General features: G+C 44.8%; 16 protein-coding genes. 11 read left to right on the top strand and 5 right to left on the bottom strand.

The features are described 5' to 3' along the window. Positions 1-44: 44 nt before the first annotated feature. Entirely contained in the window at positions 45-671 is a 627-nt protein-coding gene (locus tag AACT42_RS23795) for a hypothetical protein (protein WP_013867989.1), read from the top strand. 70 nt (positions 672-741) lie between these two features. Here AACT42_RS23795 and AACT42_RS23790 read toward each other — a convergent pair whose 3' ends face one another. Continuing rightward, the gene (locus AACT42_RS23790) at positions 742-1,848 is read right to left on the bottom strand and encodes a 1-acyl-sn-glycerol-3-phosphate acyltransferase (protein WP_026028217.1); all 1,107 of its coding nucleotides are present in this window, start codon (positions 1,846-1,848) and stop codon (positions 742-744) included. 176 nt (positions 1,849-2,024) lie between these two features. Between AACT42_RS23790 and AACT42_RS23785 the strand changes: the two genes are divergently transcribed. After that, positions 2,025-2,633, top strand: coding sequence for a hypothetical protein (locus tag AACT42_RS23785; protein ID WP_017043337.1), 609 nt, complete (start codon positions 2,025-2,027; stop codon positions 2,631-2,633). A 97-nt stretch (positions 2,634-2,730) separates the two neighbouring features. Next, positions 2,731-4,599 (top strand): methyl-accepting chemotaxis protein, encoded by a 1,869-nt coding sequence (locus tag AACT42_RS23780; RefSeq protein ID WP_026028218.1) that lies wholly within the window; start codon positions 2,731-2,733, stop codon positions 4,597-4,599. Between the two features lie 75 nt (positions 4,600-4,674). Here AACT42_RS23780 and AACT42_RS23775 read toward each other — a convergent pair whose 3' ends face one another. Then, complete coding sequence (locus tag AACT42_RS23775) at positions 4,675-6,042, bottom strand: alpha-amylase family protein (protein WP_094132800.1); 1,368 nt, start codon at positions 6,040-6,042, stop codon at positions 4,675-4,677. Between the two features lie 272 nt (positions 6,043-6,314). On the opposite strand from AACT42_RS23775, the gene AACT42_RS23770 reads away from it, so the two are divergent. Beyond that, positions 6,315-6,995 (top strand): DsbA family oxidoreductase, encoded by a 681-nt coding sequence (locus AACT42_RS23770; RefSeq protein ID WP_013867994.1) that lies wholly within the window; start codon positions 6,315-6,317, stop codon positions 6,993-6,995. Positions 6,996-7,095: 100 nt separating this feature from the next. Here AACT42_RS23770 and AACT42_RS23765 read toward each other — a convergent pair whose 3' ends face one another. Next, positions 7,096-7,296, bottom strand: a complete 201-nt coding sequence (locus tag AACT42_RS23765) for a restriction endonuclease subunit S (RefSeq protein WP_094132802.1) — start codon at positions 7,294-7,296, stop codon at positions 7,096-7,098. A gap of 58 nt (positions 7,297-7,354) precedes the next feature. After that, positions 7,355-9,271, bottom strand: a complete 1,917-nt coding sequence (locus AACT42_RS23760; RefSeq protein WP_094168000.1) for a methyl-accepting chemotaxis protein — start codon at positions 9,269-9,271, stop codon at positions 7,355-7,357. A 282-nt stretch (positions 9,272-9,553) separates the two neighbouring features. Here AACT42_RS23760 and AACT42_RS23755 point away from each other — a divergent pair, with 282 nt between their 5' ends. The 7 genes from AACT42_RS23755 (at position 9,554) to AACT42_RS23725 (ending at position 17,278) form a co-directional block, all read left to right on the top strand. Then, the gene (locus AACT42_RS23755; protein WP_094131816.1) at positions 9,554-10,510 is read left to right on the top strand and encodes an AAA family ATPase; all 957 of its coding nucleotides are present in this window, start codon (positions 9,554-9,556) and stop codon (positions 10,508-10,510) included. A 20-nt stretch (positions 10,511-10,530) separates the two neighbouring features. After that, positions 10,531-11,457, top strand: coding sequence for a DUF58 domain-containing protein (locus AACT42_RS23750; RefSeq protein WP_013867998.1), 927 nt, complete (start codon positions 10,531-10,533; stop codon positions 11,455-11,457). Beyond that, positions 11,454-11,924, top strand: coding sequence for a DUF4381 domain-containing protein (locus tag AACT42_RS23745; protein WP_013867999.1), 471 nt, complete (start codon positions 11,454-11,456; stop codon positions 11,922-11,924). The genes AACT42_RS23750 and AACT42_RS23745 overlap by 4 nt, the downstream gene beginning before the upstream one ends. A 7-nt stretch (positions 11,925-11,931) precedes the next feature. Next, positions 11,932-12,900: a vWA domain-containing protein gene (locus tag AACT42_RS23740; protein WP_094131817.1), complete on the top strand. Its 969-nt coding sequence runs from the start codon at positions 11,932-11,934 to the stop codon at positions 12,898-12,900. Continuing rightward, positions 12,893-14,797, top strand: a complete 1,905-nt coding sequence (locus AACT42_RS23735; protein WP_094131818.1) for a vWA domain-containing protein — start codon at positions 12,893-12,895, stop codon at positions 14,795-14,797. Before AACT42_RS23740 ends, AACT42_RS23735 begins: the two co-directional genes overlap by 8 nt. Further along, on the top strand, positions 14,791-16,443 hold the full coding sequence (locus AACT42_RS23730; RefSeq protein ID WP_094131819.1) for a BatD family protein: 1,653 nt from the start codon (positions 14,791-14,793) through the stop codon (positions 16,441-16,443). The genes AACT42_RS23735 and AACT42_RS23730 overlap by 7 nt, the downstream gene beginning before the upstream one ends. Positions 16,444-16,561: 118 nt before the next feature. Beyond that, positions 16,562-17,278 (top strand): SIMPL domain-containing protein, encoded by a 717-nt coding sequence (locus AACT42_RS23725; protein WP_026027736.1) that lies wholly within the window; start codon positions 16,562-16,564, stop codon positions 17,276-17,278. 47 nt (positions 17,279-17,325) lie between these two features. Here the strand turns inward: AACT42_RS23725 and AACT42_RS23720 are convergent, their stop codons facing one another. Next, complete coding sequence (locus tag AACT42_RS23720; protein ID WP_094123584.1) at positions 17,326-19,473, bottom strand: GGDEF domain-containing protein; 2,148 nt, start codon at positions 19,471-19,473, stop codon at positions 17,326-17,328. Between the last annotated feature and the right edge of the window lie 190 nt (positions 19,474-19,663).

Here is a 19,663-nt window from a genome sequence, read left to right as displayed (position 1 = left end):
GCATTATTGAAGCTTAACCGTAATCTGCCGATACTCTAGGTATCGTGTCTTCATCTGCAGGCTTTATGAATAAGTTTTCGCTTTTACTAACATTATGCAACCTTCTCTATGCCTCTTGTGCATGGTCACAGCCGCTCGATCAATATCAAATCCTTAACCACCTTGATAATTACGGCAATCTCTATTTGCGTAATAAACCCTACACAACACTACCCGAAAATCTCACGCTCAAAGGCAACCTAAATATTGCTAAGACATCGATAAAATCCCTGCCTAAGGGCTTGAATGTACAGGGTAGTTTAGAAGCATCTAATAGCTTGCTAGAGAATATTCCAAAAGGTACCACCATTCGTGGTTATGCGAACTTACTGGGTAGTAAAATCAAATCGTGGCCAATGAGAATCAAGGTCGGTGGTTACCTGAATTTCACAGATACACCGCTTGAAACGCTGCCTGCGAATCTCTTAGTCAAGGGGGATTTGAGCGTAATTCGAACGCCATTAACCCAATTGCCCGAAGGTTTGGTTGTGGAAGGGAGTTTGTTTATTGGCGGTTCCAAAATCACCGAATTTCCTGACACGATGACCGTCAATGGCAATATTTATTTGGGAGGTAATGTCATCAGTAAATGGCCAAGCAAACTGACCCTTGGCGGCGCGGTCGCAAGATAGGCTAGAAGAAAGAGAAGAGAAGAGAAGAGAAGAGAAGAAGCCGTGAGCCCCTCTCTTCATCGTTTAATGATTATTGCTGATTCTTTACTGGGTTGGCGTAGCTATCGAGTAAATAGCGCTGTGCCCCTTCAGGGATCTGAGTCAGCTTGCTTTCTAAGTGAGCGCGGATATCTGGCGTGATATCACTACTTTCTATCCCAGCCGCTAACTTATTGATCGGGAATAATTTGTAGTTTGCGTGAATTTGGCGATCGATCTCTTGCGCCAATGCTTCTGGCGTTTCAAATGCTTGAGTAATCACTTCACCAAAGCCAACATGCACTCGGCCTTTCTCACCGACAATACCTTGGACAATGCTTTCAATATCTTCAAATTCCCCTTTTTCATAACGCCCATGCGTCGCTTTTTCATACAACTCACACGCTTTGGCCATATCGCAGGGATCGTTTTCATATGAAATCGCGACCGGGACAATTTTGAGCGATTGAATATACTGAGCAAACTCTATTTTCTGCTTGCGCCCTTCCACATGGAACATTTTCAAAATGGCCGGATCGGTAAAATCGTTACCATCTTTTGCTCGTCCCTCTTTTTGCGCTATCCAGATAGAATTTCCAGTTTCAAGTGAGTGTTTAATGTAGGCAGATAAGGTACTGAGCGCTTTCATCATCTCGCGCGGGCCTTTAGCCGAGCGTTTCACAATAAAGCTCTTATTAAGACGCATCAGCTCTGTAGCACAAGGCTTTTTCAATAAGTTATCACCAATCGCAATACGCACAGTTTTATGCCCAGACATATACAGACCATAATTGACCAATGCTGGGTCCATCGCGATATCACGGTGGTTCGAAATAAATAAATAAGCCGTCTGTTTATCCAATTTATCGAGACCACTGAAGGTGACACCTTGTGTCGTTGATTCTAGCGTTTTCGTGAGATATTTCTTCACTTCAAGTTGGATTGCTTCCACGGACGTGAGTTTGGCCCATTTAAACTTTAAGTATGCTTTTACAAAAGGGCTCAGTATCGATTTTAGCCAAGCAGATCGTTTATCAAAACGATGTTGCAAAATAGCTGAGATAAATTCTTCATCATTGATTAAACGGTCAATAGCCGCTGGAATCTCATCGTCGTTGTAAGGACGGATATCTACATAAGGATCAGTTGTGGTGGTCATATATTCATACATCAAATAAAAAGCTGGCTCATTCTACGCATAGTTGACGTAGCTCGCAGCTACAGTCGTAACAGATTCACTAAGGTCAGACCAGAATAAGGTGATTTTAGTTCGCATATTTGGCATTTTCTGTGAGACAAGGTACTCTTAGCGCCCCAAAATCAGTGAGAAGTACCATGAACTACGCGATTCAATTTGAAGCCTTACTGTCTGCTAACTTAGTTGTCACCCCTCGCAAGAAAGTCATCAAACACAGTTTGATTCGAGTAATGAGCGGATTAGTACTGTGTAAACTTGGCAAACATGAATATTCAGTTGAAGCAAAGCAGAGTTTTTGGATCCCTTTTGACTGTTTATGCTCGCTGACTATTTTTCCTAATACGCAGTGGCAGCGTGTCGATTTTTCAGTACGTTTAACCGCCGATTTTTCCCATCAAGCGGGTTACGTCACCTTATCTGAACTGAGCCAAGCCGCTTGTGATCACCTGAGTCAATGTCAACCTAACGATGAAATCTATTCGCACCTTCTTCATGTACTAAAAAGTGAAGCCACGCATTTTAAACCCAAATTATCGTTAAACAACTTCAGCGAAAAGCTATCAGCGTGGCAACCACATCAAGTAAGTGAGCTACCAATTGAATGTCAAATAGCACTACGTGTTCGTGAGGCACAAAAGCGCAAACTGTCTGGCATCAAGCTGAACCAAATCGTCGATGAGCTTTTCCAAGGAAATGAACAAGAGTGCCAACAACTAGCGCTTTTAGTTCTCGGGCGAAATTTGTAATTTTTCGCTTAAAAATGGATTGTTTACTGGCTGAATGATTAATCCCTAACTATACATTTATTAATAATATTAATATTTATTGATGGAAGGGATTGCTATGAAATTCAGCCATAAGATCGTCGCGGCGTCATCTTTGCTACTGTTGGTCACCGTTACTCTGCTGACGATACAACAATACTTCACCGTCCAAAAAGAAGTGAAGTCACAAGTTGAAGCGAGTGTAACCGAAATAGTGGATGGGGTTAGCAATACAGCTGGTGCAGAGATCAATAGCCGCAAGGCCATTGCCGCTTACGCCACCAGCATGTTGGAAGTCGACATTAACCGAGAAAGTATGTCTAAGGTCATCACAAGGCCGATTGTCAAACAAACTTTTTTACTGGCTGGGGTCGGTTTTGAGAGTGATGGCTCTTACATAAGTAATGATCCTACTTGGAACCCAGGCGCATCATGGAATCCACGCGTGCGCCCTTGGTATATTGATGCAAAAAATGCCGACAAACTGATTATTACTGCACCTTACGCCGACTCTGCCACTAATGAAATATTGGTGTCTATTGCTACCCCAGTTAAAGATAACGGCAAATTTATCGGCGCCATCTTCTACGATGTTAGCCTTGCTGGGTTAGCAGAATTGGTCAACACCGTAAAATTATTTGATGCAGGCTATGTGTTTATTGTTTCATCCGACGGCACAACCATAGCCCACCCCCGAGCAGAGATGAACGGCAAGCCAATGAAAGAATACTTAGGCAATGCGGTTATCGCCGAAGAGCCTAAACAAGTGCTGATTGATGGCAAACACTACACACTCGATTTTTCAAAAGTACCCGGAGAGAATTGGTATGTCGGTGTCGTTTTGGATGAAGAGATCGCCTATGCGTCTTTAGCAACACTGCGCAACAGTTCGATCATCTATACGTTAATCGCTTTAGTCTTCAGTATTGCGATACTGCTTGTGCTTATCCGTCTGTTGATGAAACCGCTTGATGCACTCAATAATGCAATACAGAACGTTGCCTCTGGTAGTGGTGACTTAACCCAACGCTTAGCCACCGACACGGATAAAGAATTCTCGGTATTAGCGGTCGGTTTCAATACCTTTACTGAAGCCTTACAACAACAAATTACCCAATCTAAAGCCATCGGTTCAGAAATTTTACGCGGTTCGGAAATGACCTCGATGGGGTTGCAAGAATCGGCCGAAGCGATGCGTGATCAACTGCATGAACTTGAGCAATTAGCCACGGCTATGCATGAGATGGCCACCACTTCTGGCGATGTCGCCAACAACGCGCAAGGCGCGGCATCGGCGGCAAAAGATGCTGATGATGCGACAGAATTTGGTACCAATGTTGTGACCCAAACAACGCAAGCGATCGATAATCTTTCGACGCGTATTGATGAAGCAGTAACAGAGGTAAGTGCACTAGAAAATGCAACGGCAAACATCGAAACCATTTTGAAAGTGATCAACGACATTGCCGACCAAACCAACTTGCTGGCACTAAACGCAGCGATAGAGGCGGCTCGGGCTGGAGAGTCAGGCCGAGGCTTTGCGGTCGTTGCAGACGAAGTGCGTACGCTGGCGCAAAGAACGCAGCAATCCACGACGGAGATCCGTAATATGATTGAGAAGTTGCAGTCGAGCGCTACTTCTGTTGCCAATGCGATGAATCAGAGTAAAACAACGGCAGCTGAGGCGGTCAATCGTGCCGAAGAAGCAAATAATGCTCTGCTGAAAATCCGCGATGCTATTCAGCAAATTAGTGATATGAATATCCAAATAGCTTCGGCAGCCGAAGAACAAAGCTTGGTAGCAGAAGAGATCAACAACAACACGGTTAAGATCAAAGATCTTTCCGTTCAAGTTGCAGACGCTGCTGACAATGCCAATATCGCCATGCAAGCTCAAACCGAAAATATCAGAGAGCAAGATGCTATATTGAATAAATTTATCGTTTAATCCTCTACCGCAGCAACTGGGTAGACCAGTAAAGGCGCTGATTACGCGCCTTTACTTTTCTAACGACTCACCGTTTTATTCACCATCATTTGATAGCCGACAAAGCATCGCGCTAGAGCGAGCGGCGATATCCATGACAATCTTTTGGTTATTGGGTTGATACTGCTGCTTCGTAAACAATTCTAGCATTGGATTTGCCCAATCAATTTCAACGCGCTGACTGCGTTGAGATTTGTTCAAAACCACTATCCCTTCCTTACCGCGGCTGAACACTAACAAGTCATCACTCGCTTCTAGCGTTTTCATTGGCAACGCATGCATTTTATTATGAAAAGCAATACACGCCGCCATTTGTGGCGAACACCATGCCTCTTGCCAGCGCGGAAGACCAGCATGGCTCAGAATGCCACTGGTGTTTAAATCAGTGTAAATTAATGGCACTCCCCCATCGCGACCAAGAATGTAGCTGTAGGCGATATTTTCTAAGGCTTCATCCATGACGAGGTCGGCAAACACAGCGTTGTTGGGGATATCATGCGTAATGGTGAACGTAATCGCTCGGTTGTTGGAAAGCGCCTGACCAAAACAATAAGGGTCAATCAGCCATTTCAGGCTACCTTTTGTTTGTAACGCATCGTATACCGTTTGAAATAGTGGAAAATCATAAGCACCCAACTTTGTTTCTTGCAGATAAGGCTCGAGAAAAAGTTGGTACTCTTCTTTGGTTGCACCGCCATCAGTAATGATCTCGCCAAAAATATGCATGCCTTGCGTAATGTCATCGGCCCATACTTTCTTCAAATGCTCAATAGACATATGCTTAGCAGCATCAATTCGAAATCCTTTGACTCCTAACGCTTTCAACGCCCTTAAATAAGCCTGTTGTTGTACAACCACATGTTCATTATCACGCAACGTGGGTAGGCCCGGATCATGCGCCCCTCCAGTAATACGGCCATTTTGCACTTGCCAACGATCCTTCCAATCTTTTATGCCAAACGCTTCCACAAAATCATCTTTATCAAAGAGTGGCAGGGTCAGATCACCAAAGAGGCGCAGCGCTTGGTACTCATCGCTTTTATTCTGGTAGGAAGCTAAGTCTTGTGCGCTCGGGTATTGTAAATCCAAACGCAATTTGGATTCGTTGGCCATATGGTTGAACACCACATCGGCATAAATTCGCAAGCCTAATGCGGTTAAGGTTTCAACCATTTGTTTAAAATCATGGGTATTGCCCAGTTGATTATCAATGATGCGATAATCTTGCGGCTGGTAACGTTGCCACCATTTTGTACCTTGAGCGGTTTTGAACGATTTCATCGGCGGTGAAATCAACACCGTTTTATAACCCAGTTGGAAAATTTGCTCTGCACGCTCAGCGACTAAACGATACGGCCAATCAAAAGCATGCAAAATCACATCGGTTGGTTGAACATTTGTCATACGTCAATGTCCTTGTTCATCATGGTTAACTCACAAGTTGAAAGAGGCGAAACCTCACAATACGTCACTTGTTTCTCAAAGCGCAGTTTAATTCTCTGCATTTAACGTTTTTAGAGTATAGAGAGCGTTTCAGCAATTCCATCAGCCTTATTGCAATATTGTTTGTATGAGAGAAAAGGCGTAGAGCGATAAAAAAGCGCCTAGCTTTCCAAAGGGCTACACAACAAGTCACAGTTTATGCTGATAATCTCGCTATAATTAAGGTCAGTGAATTGCCAATCGCGGTAGGGAAGAAAATGAAAAAACTACGCATTGATATCGTGTCAGATGTTGTCTGCCCTTGGTGCATCATTGGCTATAAGCGGTTAGAGCAAGCGCTGCTGGCTCTCAGCGATACGATCGATGCAGACATCCATTGGCACCCTTTTGAACTCAACCCTGCTATGCCTATAGGTGGTGAACACCTACAGCAACATTTAGCCAAAAAATATGGCACGTCGATAGAAGCAAGTTTACAAGCACGCCAAACCCTCAGCGCCTTAGGGCAAGAAGTCGGCTTTCAATTCAATTTCAGTGACGACATGCGTATTTATAATACCCGTAAAGCGCATCAATTATTAATGTGGGCGAATAGCCAAGGAAAACAATTAGAGCTGGAAATGGCACTATTTCGTGCTTATTTCACTTTCGGGCAAGCCTTAGATGACGATGATGTCTTGCTCGACCTAGTACAGAGCCTTGGTTTAGACAGAGAAATCTGCCGCGCAGTTTTAACTGATGAGTCGTGGGCGAAAACCGTTTCTGTCACAGAGCAACAGTGGTTAGAGGCAGGAATTCAAGCGGTACCAGCCTTGATCATTGAGCAACGCCATCTTATCTCAGGCGCGCAAACGACAGAGATCCTTCAACAGGCACTCGAAGATATCGCGCAACAGCTTCCTATGACTCAATAACGTTTTCTGATAAAAAAGGGCACCACTACTGTGTGCCCTGAATACTATTGTGTACTCTAAATAAACTTGTGTGCTCTAAATTAAATAAAGTGGGTTTGAATTAATGGACGGGAGTATCCGTTTCTGTAAAGAACTGTCCAAAATGCTTTTCCAGCACTTCTGGCGTCAGCTTGCCTTCCGCTTCTAGCTGCTTAAGCTCAGCCACAATCGCTTTTTGTTCTTCCAACGAAGGCAGTTTCACTTCAGGTTCACCCGCCACCTGTTGCGACAATTGTACTAACTCTTTTTCGAAATCACTCATTTTACTTACCTAAACATAAACGTAATGGGGGAAGTGTACCGATTTCCCCCTCATGATTCTAGAGCTTAAAGCTACCCACCATTTTATCTAAACGGCCAGACAGATCACGCAGCTCTTGGCTCGCTTCTGCCAACTCTTCTGCGGTGCTGGTGGTCACTTCATTGATGGCGTTGATCTCTTCAATATTTTGATTGATTGTGTGCACCACCGTTGATTGCTCTTCAGTCGCCGTGGCAACCTGAGTGTTGCGATCGGAAATATCGTGGATCCGCTCTGAAATATTCACTAAAACGTTCACCGCTTCATCGGAAGCGTCAACCCCTTCCTGTGTAACAGCCTTACCAGAAGACATCGCCGAGACCGCATCTTTTACATCGTTTTGTAATTGATTGATCATCTTTTGAATTTCTTCCGTTGAAGAGGCCGTGCGGCTTGCCAAGTTGCGTACTTCGTCTGCCACCACAGCAAAACCTCGGCCTTGCTCTCCAGCTCTCGCCGCTTCAATTGCAGCGTTTAATGCCAGCAAGTTGGTTTGTTCAGAAATACCACGGATAACACCTAAAATAGAGCCAATATCTTGAGTGGTCGATGCTAGCTGCTCCACCACTTTACCCGTATTTTCGATATCCGCGGCTAAACGACTGATGGCATCTTTGGCTTTGCTTACCACTTCACGTCCTACTTCAGTGTTATCAGCCGCGTGATTTGCTGTTTCAGCTGCCGTCGCCGCGTTAGAAGCAATTTCACTGATAGTCGCCCCCATTTGATTGATCGCCGCCACCACTTGTATAGTTTGGTCACGCTGTTCTTGGCTATTGTCATGAGTTCGCGTCGATTTTTCCGACACCCGACCCGCCGCCGACTGCAACGCATGACTGGTAGAAGCAACTTCTTTCATCGATTGATGAATCTTCTCAATAAAACCGTTGAAGCCCGCTGATAATTGAGCGATTTCATCGCGGCCCAATACCTCAATCCGTTGCGATAAATCACCATCGCCTTTACCTAAATCGGTAAAGCGTTGTGCAATCTGTTTAATTGGGTTGGCAATACTATTGGCCAGAAAAAGACCCATCAAAATAAATAAACCCGCCACAGCTAAGGTTGTGAACAACATTTTTTGCGCAACGGCATTTAATTCGGCGAAGACTTCCGACACAGGTACTGAACCAATCACAAACCAGTCCATCGATTTCACGTAGACGCTAGCGACAAAAACATCTTGGTTTTGATAGGTTGTCGAAATCAGGTTGAAGCGGCTTTTATTCAATAGTTGGTTTGCGTTTGAGCTGTACAATTGTGTTAATGAGGCTTTAGCTTTCTCTTTTTGGCGATGGATTTGCACTTCCCCTTTCGAGTTGGTCAAAAAGACAAAACCTGTGTCCTCGATTTTAAATCCATTGAGCAGGTTCACCATGTCATCCATTGATTTCGACAAACCAGACATCGTATCGCCACTGACATTTTGATAGTTGGCAAACATTTTCACTTCGCCACTTGCCTCTTGGAACATACTGACCATGGTCTTTTGTCCCGATTGCGTAAAACCAAAAAACCAGCCATCTTGCTGTTGATTAAGCTGACGCAGAAAACCATTTTGGTTCCAGTAATACGCCGTTTTTCGGTTAGCCACAGAAGCATCATTTAACGAATATTGATCGCGTACATTATTGAGCTGCTTAATCAGCATCGCCTCTGCGTCAGCATTAATATCGGTCGTCTGAACGGCTTGCTTGATGAATTCATTATTGGCTAGTTGCTCAGCAGAAAAGAGCAATTGCGATACTTCTCGATCTATCTGGCTACTGATTTGATCAAGTAACGAGGGAAGTTCGATATCAATTAATCGGTGCTCCAGTACCTCTCGAGCTTGACGCTGCGCCATTACACCAACGATAACCGTCGAAGCGAGTACCGCGAACGTAATTCCTAATACAACCTTTTGCTTAATACTCATCGAATTAAGTTTGAACATTATTTGCGCTCTTTATTATTGTCTTGTCATGAATAACTTTTTTGTATCGGCAACAAACCCTCTCTCTTGAGAAATTTATCGATAGAATCGATTTATCTTCACGTAGAATGTGATCATGGCCAACAATGGTTGTTCCTAAGCATAGTCGAGTATGGTGACCAAACATTCTTTCGTTTCGCCAAATGGATAATAATTCGCCAATCAGTTGATGCGTCACACTTTTCATGGAACTTTTCGAATCAATAAATTACTAATTCAGCAAAACAGCAGGAGACCCATTCAATGCCATCGCACGCGTTTCAATCGCTACAACACTATTTAAATCAGCAAGTCATAGGCCAGACAGGTTTGGTTAAACAGTTATTAGTTGCACTTCTTGCTGATGGGCACATTTTGGTCGAGGGGCCTCCTGGCCTTGCAAAAACCCGTGCCGTGAAATCACTCGCCGATTGCATAGAAGGTGATTTTCATCGAATCCAATTTACACCTGATCTGCTCCCCGCCGATTTAACCGGTACCGATATCTTCCGCCCTGAAACAGGTGAGTTCACCTTTCAAGCGGGCCCGATTTTTAACTCATTAGTATTGGCTGATGAAATCAACCGCGCTCCAGCCAAAGTACAAGCTGCGATGCTCGAGGCGATGGCCGAAAAACAGATCACGGCAGGTCGAAAAACCTACCCATTACCTGAACTTTTTTTAGTGATGGCTACCCAAAACCCGATCGAGCAAGAGGGTACTTATCCTCTACCCGAAGCGCAGTTGGATCGTTTTTTATTGCATTTAAACGTTGATTATCCAGACGCTGAAAATGAACTCGCCATTTTACGTTTGAACCGCGGGGAAGCGCAGGGAATTGAGAAAATCTCTCCGCCAACATTAAGCCAAAACGATATTTTCAGTGCTCGACAAGCAGTGCTGAACATTCACATGGCCGAACCTATTGAGCAATATATTATTCGCCTGATCATGGCAACACGTAAACCCGCAGACTACGATACCACGTTGGCACAATGGCTAGAGATGGGCGTCAGCCCGCGAGCAACCATCGCGCTTGATCGATGCGCTCGCGCTCATGCATGGCTCAGTGGGCGTGATTTTGTCAGCCCTGAAGATGTTCAAGCGATGGTATTTCCGGTTTTGCGCCACCGGCTATTATTGAGCTACCAAGCACAGGCTGAGGGCGTACATCCCAACCAAGTTATCACTCACTTACTTTCACTGGTTGGTAGTGCTTAGCACTAAGACTAAGGTTTACTATGCAAGAGTCACTTCCACCGTTTAGTACGGGTGTCACACTTTCATTGGCTGAACTGTTGCCTTACAAGCAGCATGCTATTCGCTGGCTGCCACCTGCTAAAAGTTTATGGACGCAAGTATTGGGGCAGCATCAGAGCAAGCAACTCGGCCGAGGAATGGACTTTGCTGAGGTCAGGCAATACCAAGCAGGAGATGATATTCGGACCATCGACTGGCGCGTTACTGCGCGTACGGGAAAGCCTCATACCAAACTGTTCAGTGAAGAACGAGAAAAACCCGTCATTCTTTACGTTGATCTGAGCCGCTCTATGCAGTTTGGATCGCAGTTAATGCTCAAATCAGTGCAAGCGGCGCACATGGCAAGCTTGCTCAGTTGGTTAAGCATTGCCAACAAGGACCGAGTGGGCGCGGTGATTGATACTGGTTCGACACTGGTTGAGTTAAAACCGACTAGCCGCCAAAAAGGGCCATTACAGCTGTTGCAACAGTTGGTGACACTACAAAACCAACAGCTGCTGGAGCTTGATAAAACGAAATCACACAGCATGCAGCGCGGCCTAACTGCGTTGAATCGTTTGTGCCCTAAAGGCAGTGAAGTGATTTTGATCAGTGACTTCGTCCATTTCAATGCCACATTACAACCAATACTCAACCAATTGCAGAGACATAATCGTGTAAAAATTGTGCACATTTACGATCCATTAGAGCAAGGAGAGACCCAATTTCGCGGTGTAGAACGCGTAACCGATGACCAACAGACGAGCTGGCTCAACTTTTCGAAAAATAGTACGCGCTTAGGGTTAAAAAAAGCCTTTGAATCTCAAAAAGAAAAACTAAAATCATTGAGTCAAACTATGGCAATTTCTTATACCTCACTCTCTAGTGAGAAACCTTTGTTGCAACAACTATCCGGATATAAAGAATGAAGGAATCATCAATAGCTACACTTTTAGATTTAAGCGCGATGCAACTGCCTGAGCTACCCTCTTGGTTTCCCTTGGCTTGGGGATGGTGGGCAAGCGCGGCGGGCATACTGCTCTGTCTGCTGATTCTGGTGTTAGCCATTCGTTGGCGTCGTAAACGCTTAGCCCCGAAAAAAACGGCGCTGCGTTTACTCAACCCCCAATTTGGGCATTTAACTCCTTCTTCAGCGATTGAGCTACTTCGTCAAGCCGCGCTTTGTTACTACCCTCGAATGGAAATCGCACATCTTACCGGCAAAGAGTGGTACACCTTTTTAGATTCACAAATTTCTTACCCTCTTTTTGTTCCCAATGAAACATTGTGGCAGCAAGCGTTATACCAAAAGCAGAAAACAGAAAACAGTCAAGAGCTGATTAATCACTGCTATCAATGGGTTAATGATGCTTTGCCGCCTAAAAAACGGAGATAGCTAGGCTTTGGCAAATATAGAGTTATTGTGGTGGTGGATGCTATGTCTGCTGCCACTCCCGCTGGTCGTTTATCGATTCTTACCACCAGCAAAAGAAAGAGCAGCGATTCACCTGCCCTACCTTCCTAAAGATAATCAGCGTCAAGCACCAAACCAGATCATCGCTAAAATCATTGCGAGCGTTATTTGGTGCTTAGTATTGATCGCCGCAGCCCGTCCAGTGTGGTTTGGCGACCCGGTTATTGCTCAGCCCAAACACCGAGATCTGATGCTGGTGGTTGACCTCTCTTACTCCATGAGCCAAGAAGATATGCTGCTTGGCGATCAGTACATTGATCGTTTGAGCGCCGTTAAAAATGTGCTCTCTGATTTGATTGACAAGCGCGAAGGTGATCGCCTTGGGTTAGTCTTATTTGCCGATCACGCCTATCTACAAACGCCTCTGACTCTGGATAAAAACACCATTCGCCAGCAGCTTAATCAAGCCGTCCTTAAGCTGATCGGCACCCAAACCGCCATTGGTGAAGGGATTGGGCTTGCGACCAAAACGTTTATCGATAGTGATGCCCCACAGCGGGTGATGATTTTACTCAGCGATGGCAGCAATACCGCTGGCGTGCTCGACCCAATCGAAGCTGCGAAAATTGCCCAAAAATACAATGCCACCATTTACACAGTCGGTGTTGGCGCTGGCGAAATGATGGTCAAAGAGTTTTTTATGACTCGAAAAATCAATACCGCGGAAGATTTAGATGAGAAGACGTTAACACAAATAGCGACCATGACTGGTGGCCAATATTTTCGCGCACGAAATAGCCAAGATCTCGCCAAAATATACGACACCATTAATCAATTAGAACCCATAAGCCAAGCAAGCCAAACTTGGCGTCCACAAAGCGAATGGTTTGCTTATCCGTTGGCGATAGCGCTCGCGCTTTCTGTACTCTTAACGCTACTAAGGAGAAATCATGTCTGAGTTTGTTTTTCTTACACCTTGGTGGTTAACCGCACTATTCCCCTTAGCACTACTGCTGGGCTGGTTCACTCTGCGTGCCAAACGACACTCCTTGATAGCACCTCATCTGGCTAAGGTGATGGGTTTGAACGCTAAAAAGCATAACGCGGCCATTGTGATCATCAGCATCAGTTGGCTGCTCGCAGTACTGGCGCTAGCTGGTCCGAGTTTTGAATCTCAAACACGCCCCAGTTACAGCAATAGTAACGCGCGCGTATTAGTGATGGACATGTCGCTATCGATGTACGCCACTGATATAAAACCCAACCGCTTAACGCAAGCGCGTTATAAAGCGCTCGACTTACTCATGCAATGGCAAGAAGGTAGCACAGGGCTTGTCGCCTATGCTGGTGATGCCTATACCGTTAGCCCATTAACCACCGACACCGCAACCCTAAGCAACTTAGTGCCCAATCTATCGCCCGATATTATGCCCTACCCCGGCGCCGATGCAGCTCGCGCGGTTCAATTAGCCATCGACATGATGAAAAATGCCGGCCTTGCACAAGGTGACATTGTGTTATTGACCGATGACATCGACTCACAAGAGCAAGCTCAGATTGAAACACAGCTTACCAATACGCGTTGGAAATTGGTGATCTTAGGCATTGGTACACAAGCGGGCGCGCCCATTACGCTCAGCGATGGCAGCTTACTGAAAAATGCACAAGGGCAGACCGTAGTGGCCAAGACCAACTTTGCCAATATGCAGTCGCTCGCGCAGAATATAAATGGATTATTTACGCCAATCAGCTTAGACAATAGCGATGTCGCAATGATCGCTAAGCTAGACCAAAACGAACAACCACACAGTACAACCAAGAGTCAACAAATGGTGAAAGAGCGCGTTAACAATGGCTATTGGTTAGTGCTGCTCCTCATTATCCCGTGTTTGCTTTTGTTTCGCCGTGGCGTCATTTTTTCTTTGTTACTGCTCTTCATCCCTACACTGCACAGCAATAGTGTACAGGCTTCTCCTTGGCTAAATAGCAATCAACAAGCCAAAAAAGCGTTTGATGCAAAGGAGTATCAAGCGGCCAGTGAACAATTTACAGACTTAGAGTGGAAAGGCATCGCTCAATATCAGGCTGGAGAATATCAGGCAGCGGTGGAGACCCTCTCTCAACTGCCACAAGACAATGTGCGAGTGCAATACAACTTGGCCAACGCCTACGCGCAAAATGGAGAATTGGAAAAGGCCCAAACCTTGTATGAAGAGGTGTTAAAGCGCGACCCAAACCATAAAGATGCTCAGCATAATTTGGAAATCATAAAAAAAGCACAGCAACAGCAACAGCAACAGCAACAGCAACAGCAACAGCAACAGCAACAGCAACAGCAACAGCAACAGCAACAGTCTGGTGAGCCTTCCGATCCAAATCAAGATCAAAATCGCTCAGAAAATAAAAATAATGCGCAGAATAAAAACGACGAACAACAAGATGGCGAACAAACAGAAGATAAATCTGACAAACAAAACGATAACTCACCGCAGAACGACGGCTCTCAGTCTTCGCCTCAATCGGCACAAAGTAAAAATGAGCAAAGTGAGCGCTCCAAGGTCAACACGGCGGATGAATCGCCTGCCTCTCAACAGCAGACTGAAGCGACTCAAACAAATGAATCAATGAACAACGAAGATGAAGTCAGTGACAAAGAAGCCTCTGAGCAGCAAACACAGAAGCAATCGCAACAGCAAGGCGATAGCCAAACTATTGACCCGCAACTTCGCAAGCTAGAACAAGTCGAAAGTGCACGAGATCCTAGTGGCTTACTCAAAGCACAATTGTTGCTACAAGCAAGACAACGGCAAGAAGACCAAGCACAACCTCCACAAAACAACAGCAAGAAGTGGTAAGTATGAAATCGATCAAGCGTTCATTTTGGGCTGCGATTATCAGCCTAGTTTCTGTTGCTCTACTGAGCTCGGCCGCTAACGCGGCTGCACTTTACGCCAGCGTCAGTAAAAATAAGGTCGCGAAAAATGAAGTATTCCAATTACGAATTGTCGCCGATGAAAAAGTATCGACCGATGCGATCGACTTTAAGGCGTTAGAAGGCGATTTTTTTCTTGGCCGCCCAAGTTTTGGTACTTCGGTGAACATCATCAATGGCGATCGCAGCACGCGCAGTGAATGGAATGTATCGTTGGCAGCCAACAAACTCGGCATACTGACCATTCCTAGTTTTAGCGTCAATGGGGCAACTACTCAACCGATCGCGATTCAAGTTATCGCTGATGGTGAAGCGCCCAAGCAATCTGACCTTGTTGAAATACAAGCCGATCTAGAACGTAGCAAACTCTACCCGAGTGAAAGCACTTTTCTCAATGCTCGCCTAATCATCAAAGCTGATCCAAGAAGGCTGCAAAATCCACAAATTACGCCACCCGCTGTACAAGGATTAGAACTGACGACCGAGGGAGAAGCTAACCAATACCAAAGCTTATTGGATGGGGTTGAAGTCACTGTTGTAGACCAAAAATTTAGAGTCACGGCCCAAGAGGCAGGAACTTTCACGTTATCCGGCCCTTCGTTTAAAGCTGGCCTCATCTATGGTAACAACCAAACGGGCAGCACCCGCTTGCTGCAAGTCGATATTCCGGCCAAAACCTTTTCGCTCACCGTACTGCCGAAACCAGATAGCTATCAAGGCACTTGGCTACCTACGCCAAAACTAACACTCAACCAAACGTGGCGAGATGCCACAGGGCAGATCATCACCGCCGAGAGCTTTAAAACCAAAGTGGGTGAATCGTTGACTCGTGAATGGATTCTGACAGTGAAAGGCCTTACGCAGACGCAGTTACCTAACCTCTCAGTGCAATATCCAGACTCAATTCGGCTCTATGCTGAAAAGCCTCAGTTTAAAAGCTTAGATAATGGCGATGTGCAAATGACGCTAAAACAAGTACTCATCCCAAAAACCGTCGGTAAGGTTGAGCTGGCGGATCTCACCGTCAGTTGGTGGGACACCAAAAACGAATCTCAGCAAAGCGCGCAAGCCAAAGGATTAAAGCTAGAGGTTTCGCCAGGTGAATTACTCAACCCATCCACCTCGGTGCTGACACCACCAACAGTACAAACCGTCACCGTTAAAGATGCAGGATACTGGCCCTACTTTACCGCATTTTTTGCACTGTTATGGATGGCGACTATGGTAGTCGCTTGGTCATTTCGTAACGCGCCACAAACAGCAACACAGGAAACCAACGCTCATCATCAACCGCTTGAAGGCCACCAATATCAACAGTTAAAAGAAGCTGTACAAAGCCAAGATGGTGCCAAAATCAGCTATTACTTCACCCTCTGGCGCGATTCAGTCGTATTAAGTGATGAAGAGAAAACCGCACTAGATGCACAAGTCAACCAGCAACTTAAAACTTTGTACGCACCTCAGAAAAGTGATTGGGATGGCTCAGCGTTAATCTCTATGATTGATGCCATTCAAAAAAAGCAAACTAAGCGCCAGCATAAAAAGTTAGAATCGCTGGCAAAACTCTAACCGAAAATGGCTGTCGAAATCACAATCTCAAATCTAAGGTGTGCTGTTATATTCAAACGACTCACCGCTGCGACTTCAAGTCATTTTGGGACTGTTGCCAACAAAAGGAAAACAAGGCATGCAAATAAAAAGTAGCGCTTCATTGATCATCGGTTTGAGTTTAATACTCGGGCTCGCAACCCTCGGTTACTTTGTGCAGCAAACGGCTGTGAAATATAAAGAGTATGAGCGCGTAGTGACCGTTAAAGGATTATCAGAGCGAGAATATCCCGCCGACACAGTTGTTTGGCCGATCCAATTTAGTGTGGCCGACAATGATTTACCCACTATGTTCAACACGATTGAAAAGCAGAGCCAACTGGTGACCGCATTTTTAGCTCAGCAAGGCATTGATGAAAAAAGTGTCTCGCTATCATCGCCAGCGGTGATCGACAAAAAAGCACAGCAGTATGGTGGAGAAAATTTAGTCGAGTTTCGTTATTTAGCGAACCAAACCATTACGGTGTACAGCAATCAAGTTGACCTAGTGCGCGAGGCCATTAATAAGCTCGGCAATTTAGGAAAACAAGGCATCGTTTTTAATCAAGATCCTTACAACAACCGCGTTGATTATTCATTCTCTGGACTGAATGAAATCAAACCCGACATGATTGAAGAAGCGACCAAACAAGCAAGAGAAGTCGCAGAGAAATTTGCCAAAGATTCGCAAAGCTCACTTGGCAAGATTAAACGCGCTTCACAGGGACAATTTAGTATTGTGGATCGTGATAACAATACTCCTTACATCAAAAAAGTACGCGTCGTTTCAACGGTTGAATATTACCTCTCAGACTGAATAATCTGCTGTTCTCATTATCCTTGCCATGACTCGCCGCGCCAACACTATGAATTTGGCGCGGCGACTTTATCACTTCGAGTATGGTGTTTTTGCTCAGAGTAACCAACGACTTGGTTTCTACCATTATCTTTTGCTTGGTAAAGTGCCTTATCTGCTTTGCTGTACATCTCCTCAAACTTAAGTTCACTGGGAAGGTACTGGGCAATAGTGTAACCAATCGAGACACTTAAGCAGTCACCATCAGGGTTCTCACTATGTTCAATCTGCTCTCGTTCAATACTAAAGCGTATGCTTTCAGCCAACGCTTTCACTTCTGCTGCATCGCGGTTGGCCACCAACAATATAAATTCTTCACCACCAATTCGGCAAAAGAGTTCATTCTCTGCCTGAGCATGTTGGTTGAGAATATGGCCAATACGAATCAAAGCAATATCCCCTTCCAAGTGACCGTAGTAATTATTAAATAAACCAAAGTGATCAATATCAAGCAAAATTAAACCATAACTTACGGTCTCATTTTGTACTCTCGAACCGATGCGTTCCAATAAATGAGCTAACATCCGACGATTTCCAAGGCGAGTTAATGGATCCATTTTGGCCATTAAGTCCAGTTTGTCGTTCACTTTTTGTAACTCATAGGTACGGTTACGCACCTCAATTTCTAAATTCTCATTCAGTTCACTGATCGCCTGCTGAGCACTGGTGCGCATCAATACTTCGGTTAAATTAGAGGCGAACATGCGGATCACTTCTCGCAGTTGTGAGGTCAGTGGTGAGCGGCGGATCAAATTGTCCGCAGCAATAAAAGCAATAGGTTCGCCATTGTTGGTAAGCATGGTCATGGCTGTCCAGCCAAAACCAACAATGTTGCTGTCATGATAAATAGGGACTGACTCTTCAAACACCACCTCATTGGGGTTGGCTTTGGCCATATCAACAATCATATTATTGGTGGTCCCAGAACGAAAATACGATTCATCCACAATGTTGCCTTGGATATCGGTTCCCCACGTTCCTTGAATGTACGAGCAGTGTTTATCGGTCAAAAACACCGCCAGACGATCAATGCCCATGCGGTTAATCGCAAAACTGACCGCCGATTTGCACACGTCACTCACCGTCATACAACGTGACAGTTCAACCATGCTCGCATGCAACATGCGAACATTTTGCTCCTGACGCTTGCGAATATAAATTTGCGCAAGCAATGAACCAAAAGATTCCAACATCTGCTTTTGGTATTCAGTAATGGGCTGTCGATTAATGTAGTTATCAATCGCGATCCAACCAATGGTTTCATTACCATCACGTAGAATTAACATCCCATTCCACCCTTGTCCTACCACATTTCCCGCCGTGTATAGAGGGGCATCGTCGATCAACACCAAACTTTTAGTATCATCAGAAAGACCGCTTAAATAACTTTCTTCTAGCTGGTGCAAATCGTATTGGGTATGGTGTTCGCTCACCGTTTTTCCGCTTTCATCCGTACCATAAGTTCCGCTAAAACAACGTTTTTTCATATCAAGAACTAAAAAAGCGGCTCGATCAAACCCTAGGCGTGTTTTCGTTACATCAACGGCCGCTCTGTGCAGCGCATCCAAATTGTCTGGGTTAGCCAGTTCAATCGCTAATTGATGAACCAGCTTCATGTTATCAATGAACATTTCGCGCTGTTTAATTTCATCCAAATATTTTGCTTCGCGGATATCTCTATTTTTAAACTCCTTTGCCGCTTCAGATTCCGCGCGAAGACATTGCCAACGAGCCGCAATCAGTTGCAAACAATCGAGCTCTCCGGATTCTGTTTTCGCATGAATGTTGACGTTATCAATTGCCTCAAGCAGCAAATAGGTTCTTAAATCAGGGTGGTTATCTAACATAAAAAGATAAGACTCACCGCCCATCACACTACGGTAGTCCCAATTGCAGGTGTTGATCGCTAGTGGAATTAGACCATCAGAGGTGTCAAATTGTGCGGCCCAATTCCAAAAGGTATTTGGATAATTTTGCAGAGCAGTCGGTAAGTTGTACTCAAATAATGACTCATGGCGCTTGTTTAATGTTGGTGCATGAAAGATCCGCATTGATTTGGGAGAAATGAAACTTTGAAGAAAATCAAACGTTGCTTCCGCGAGCATACGGTGGTTGCGAGCAGAAGAAATCTGTTTGAGTAAAGTACGAGAGAACATATGAGCGGCCTGACATTTTAATAATTTTCATTGCAAAATTAGACAAAAGATCATGTGCAATCAAACTCTTAAAAAGGTCGCTGTTAAGTCGACCGCAAATTTGCACTCTATGTTTTTACATCCTAGAGTTAACCTACATTTTTGAGATTCTGTTTCCATTTATTACATGGTTAGCCCTATTATTTTTAGC

Source organism: Vibrio sp. V15_P4S5T153, assembly GCF_963874485.1.
Classification (GTDB): Bacteria; Pseudomonadota; Gammaproteobacteria; order Enterobacterales; family Vibrionaceae; genus Vibrio; species Vibrio anguillarum.
Note: the sequence above shows the minus strand (reverse complement) of the source record. Positions and strands in the feature narration are given on the sequence as shown.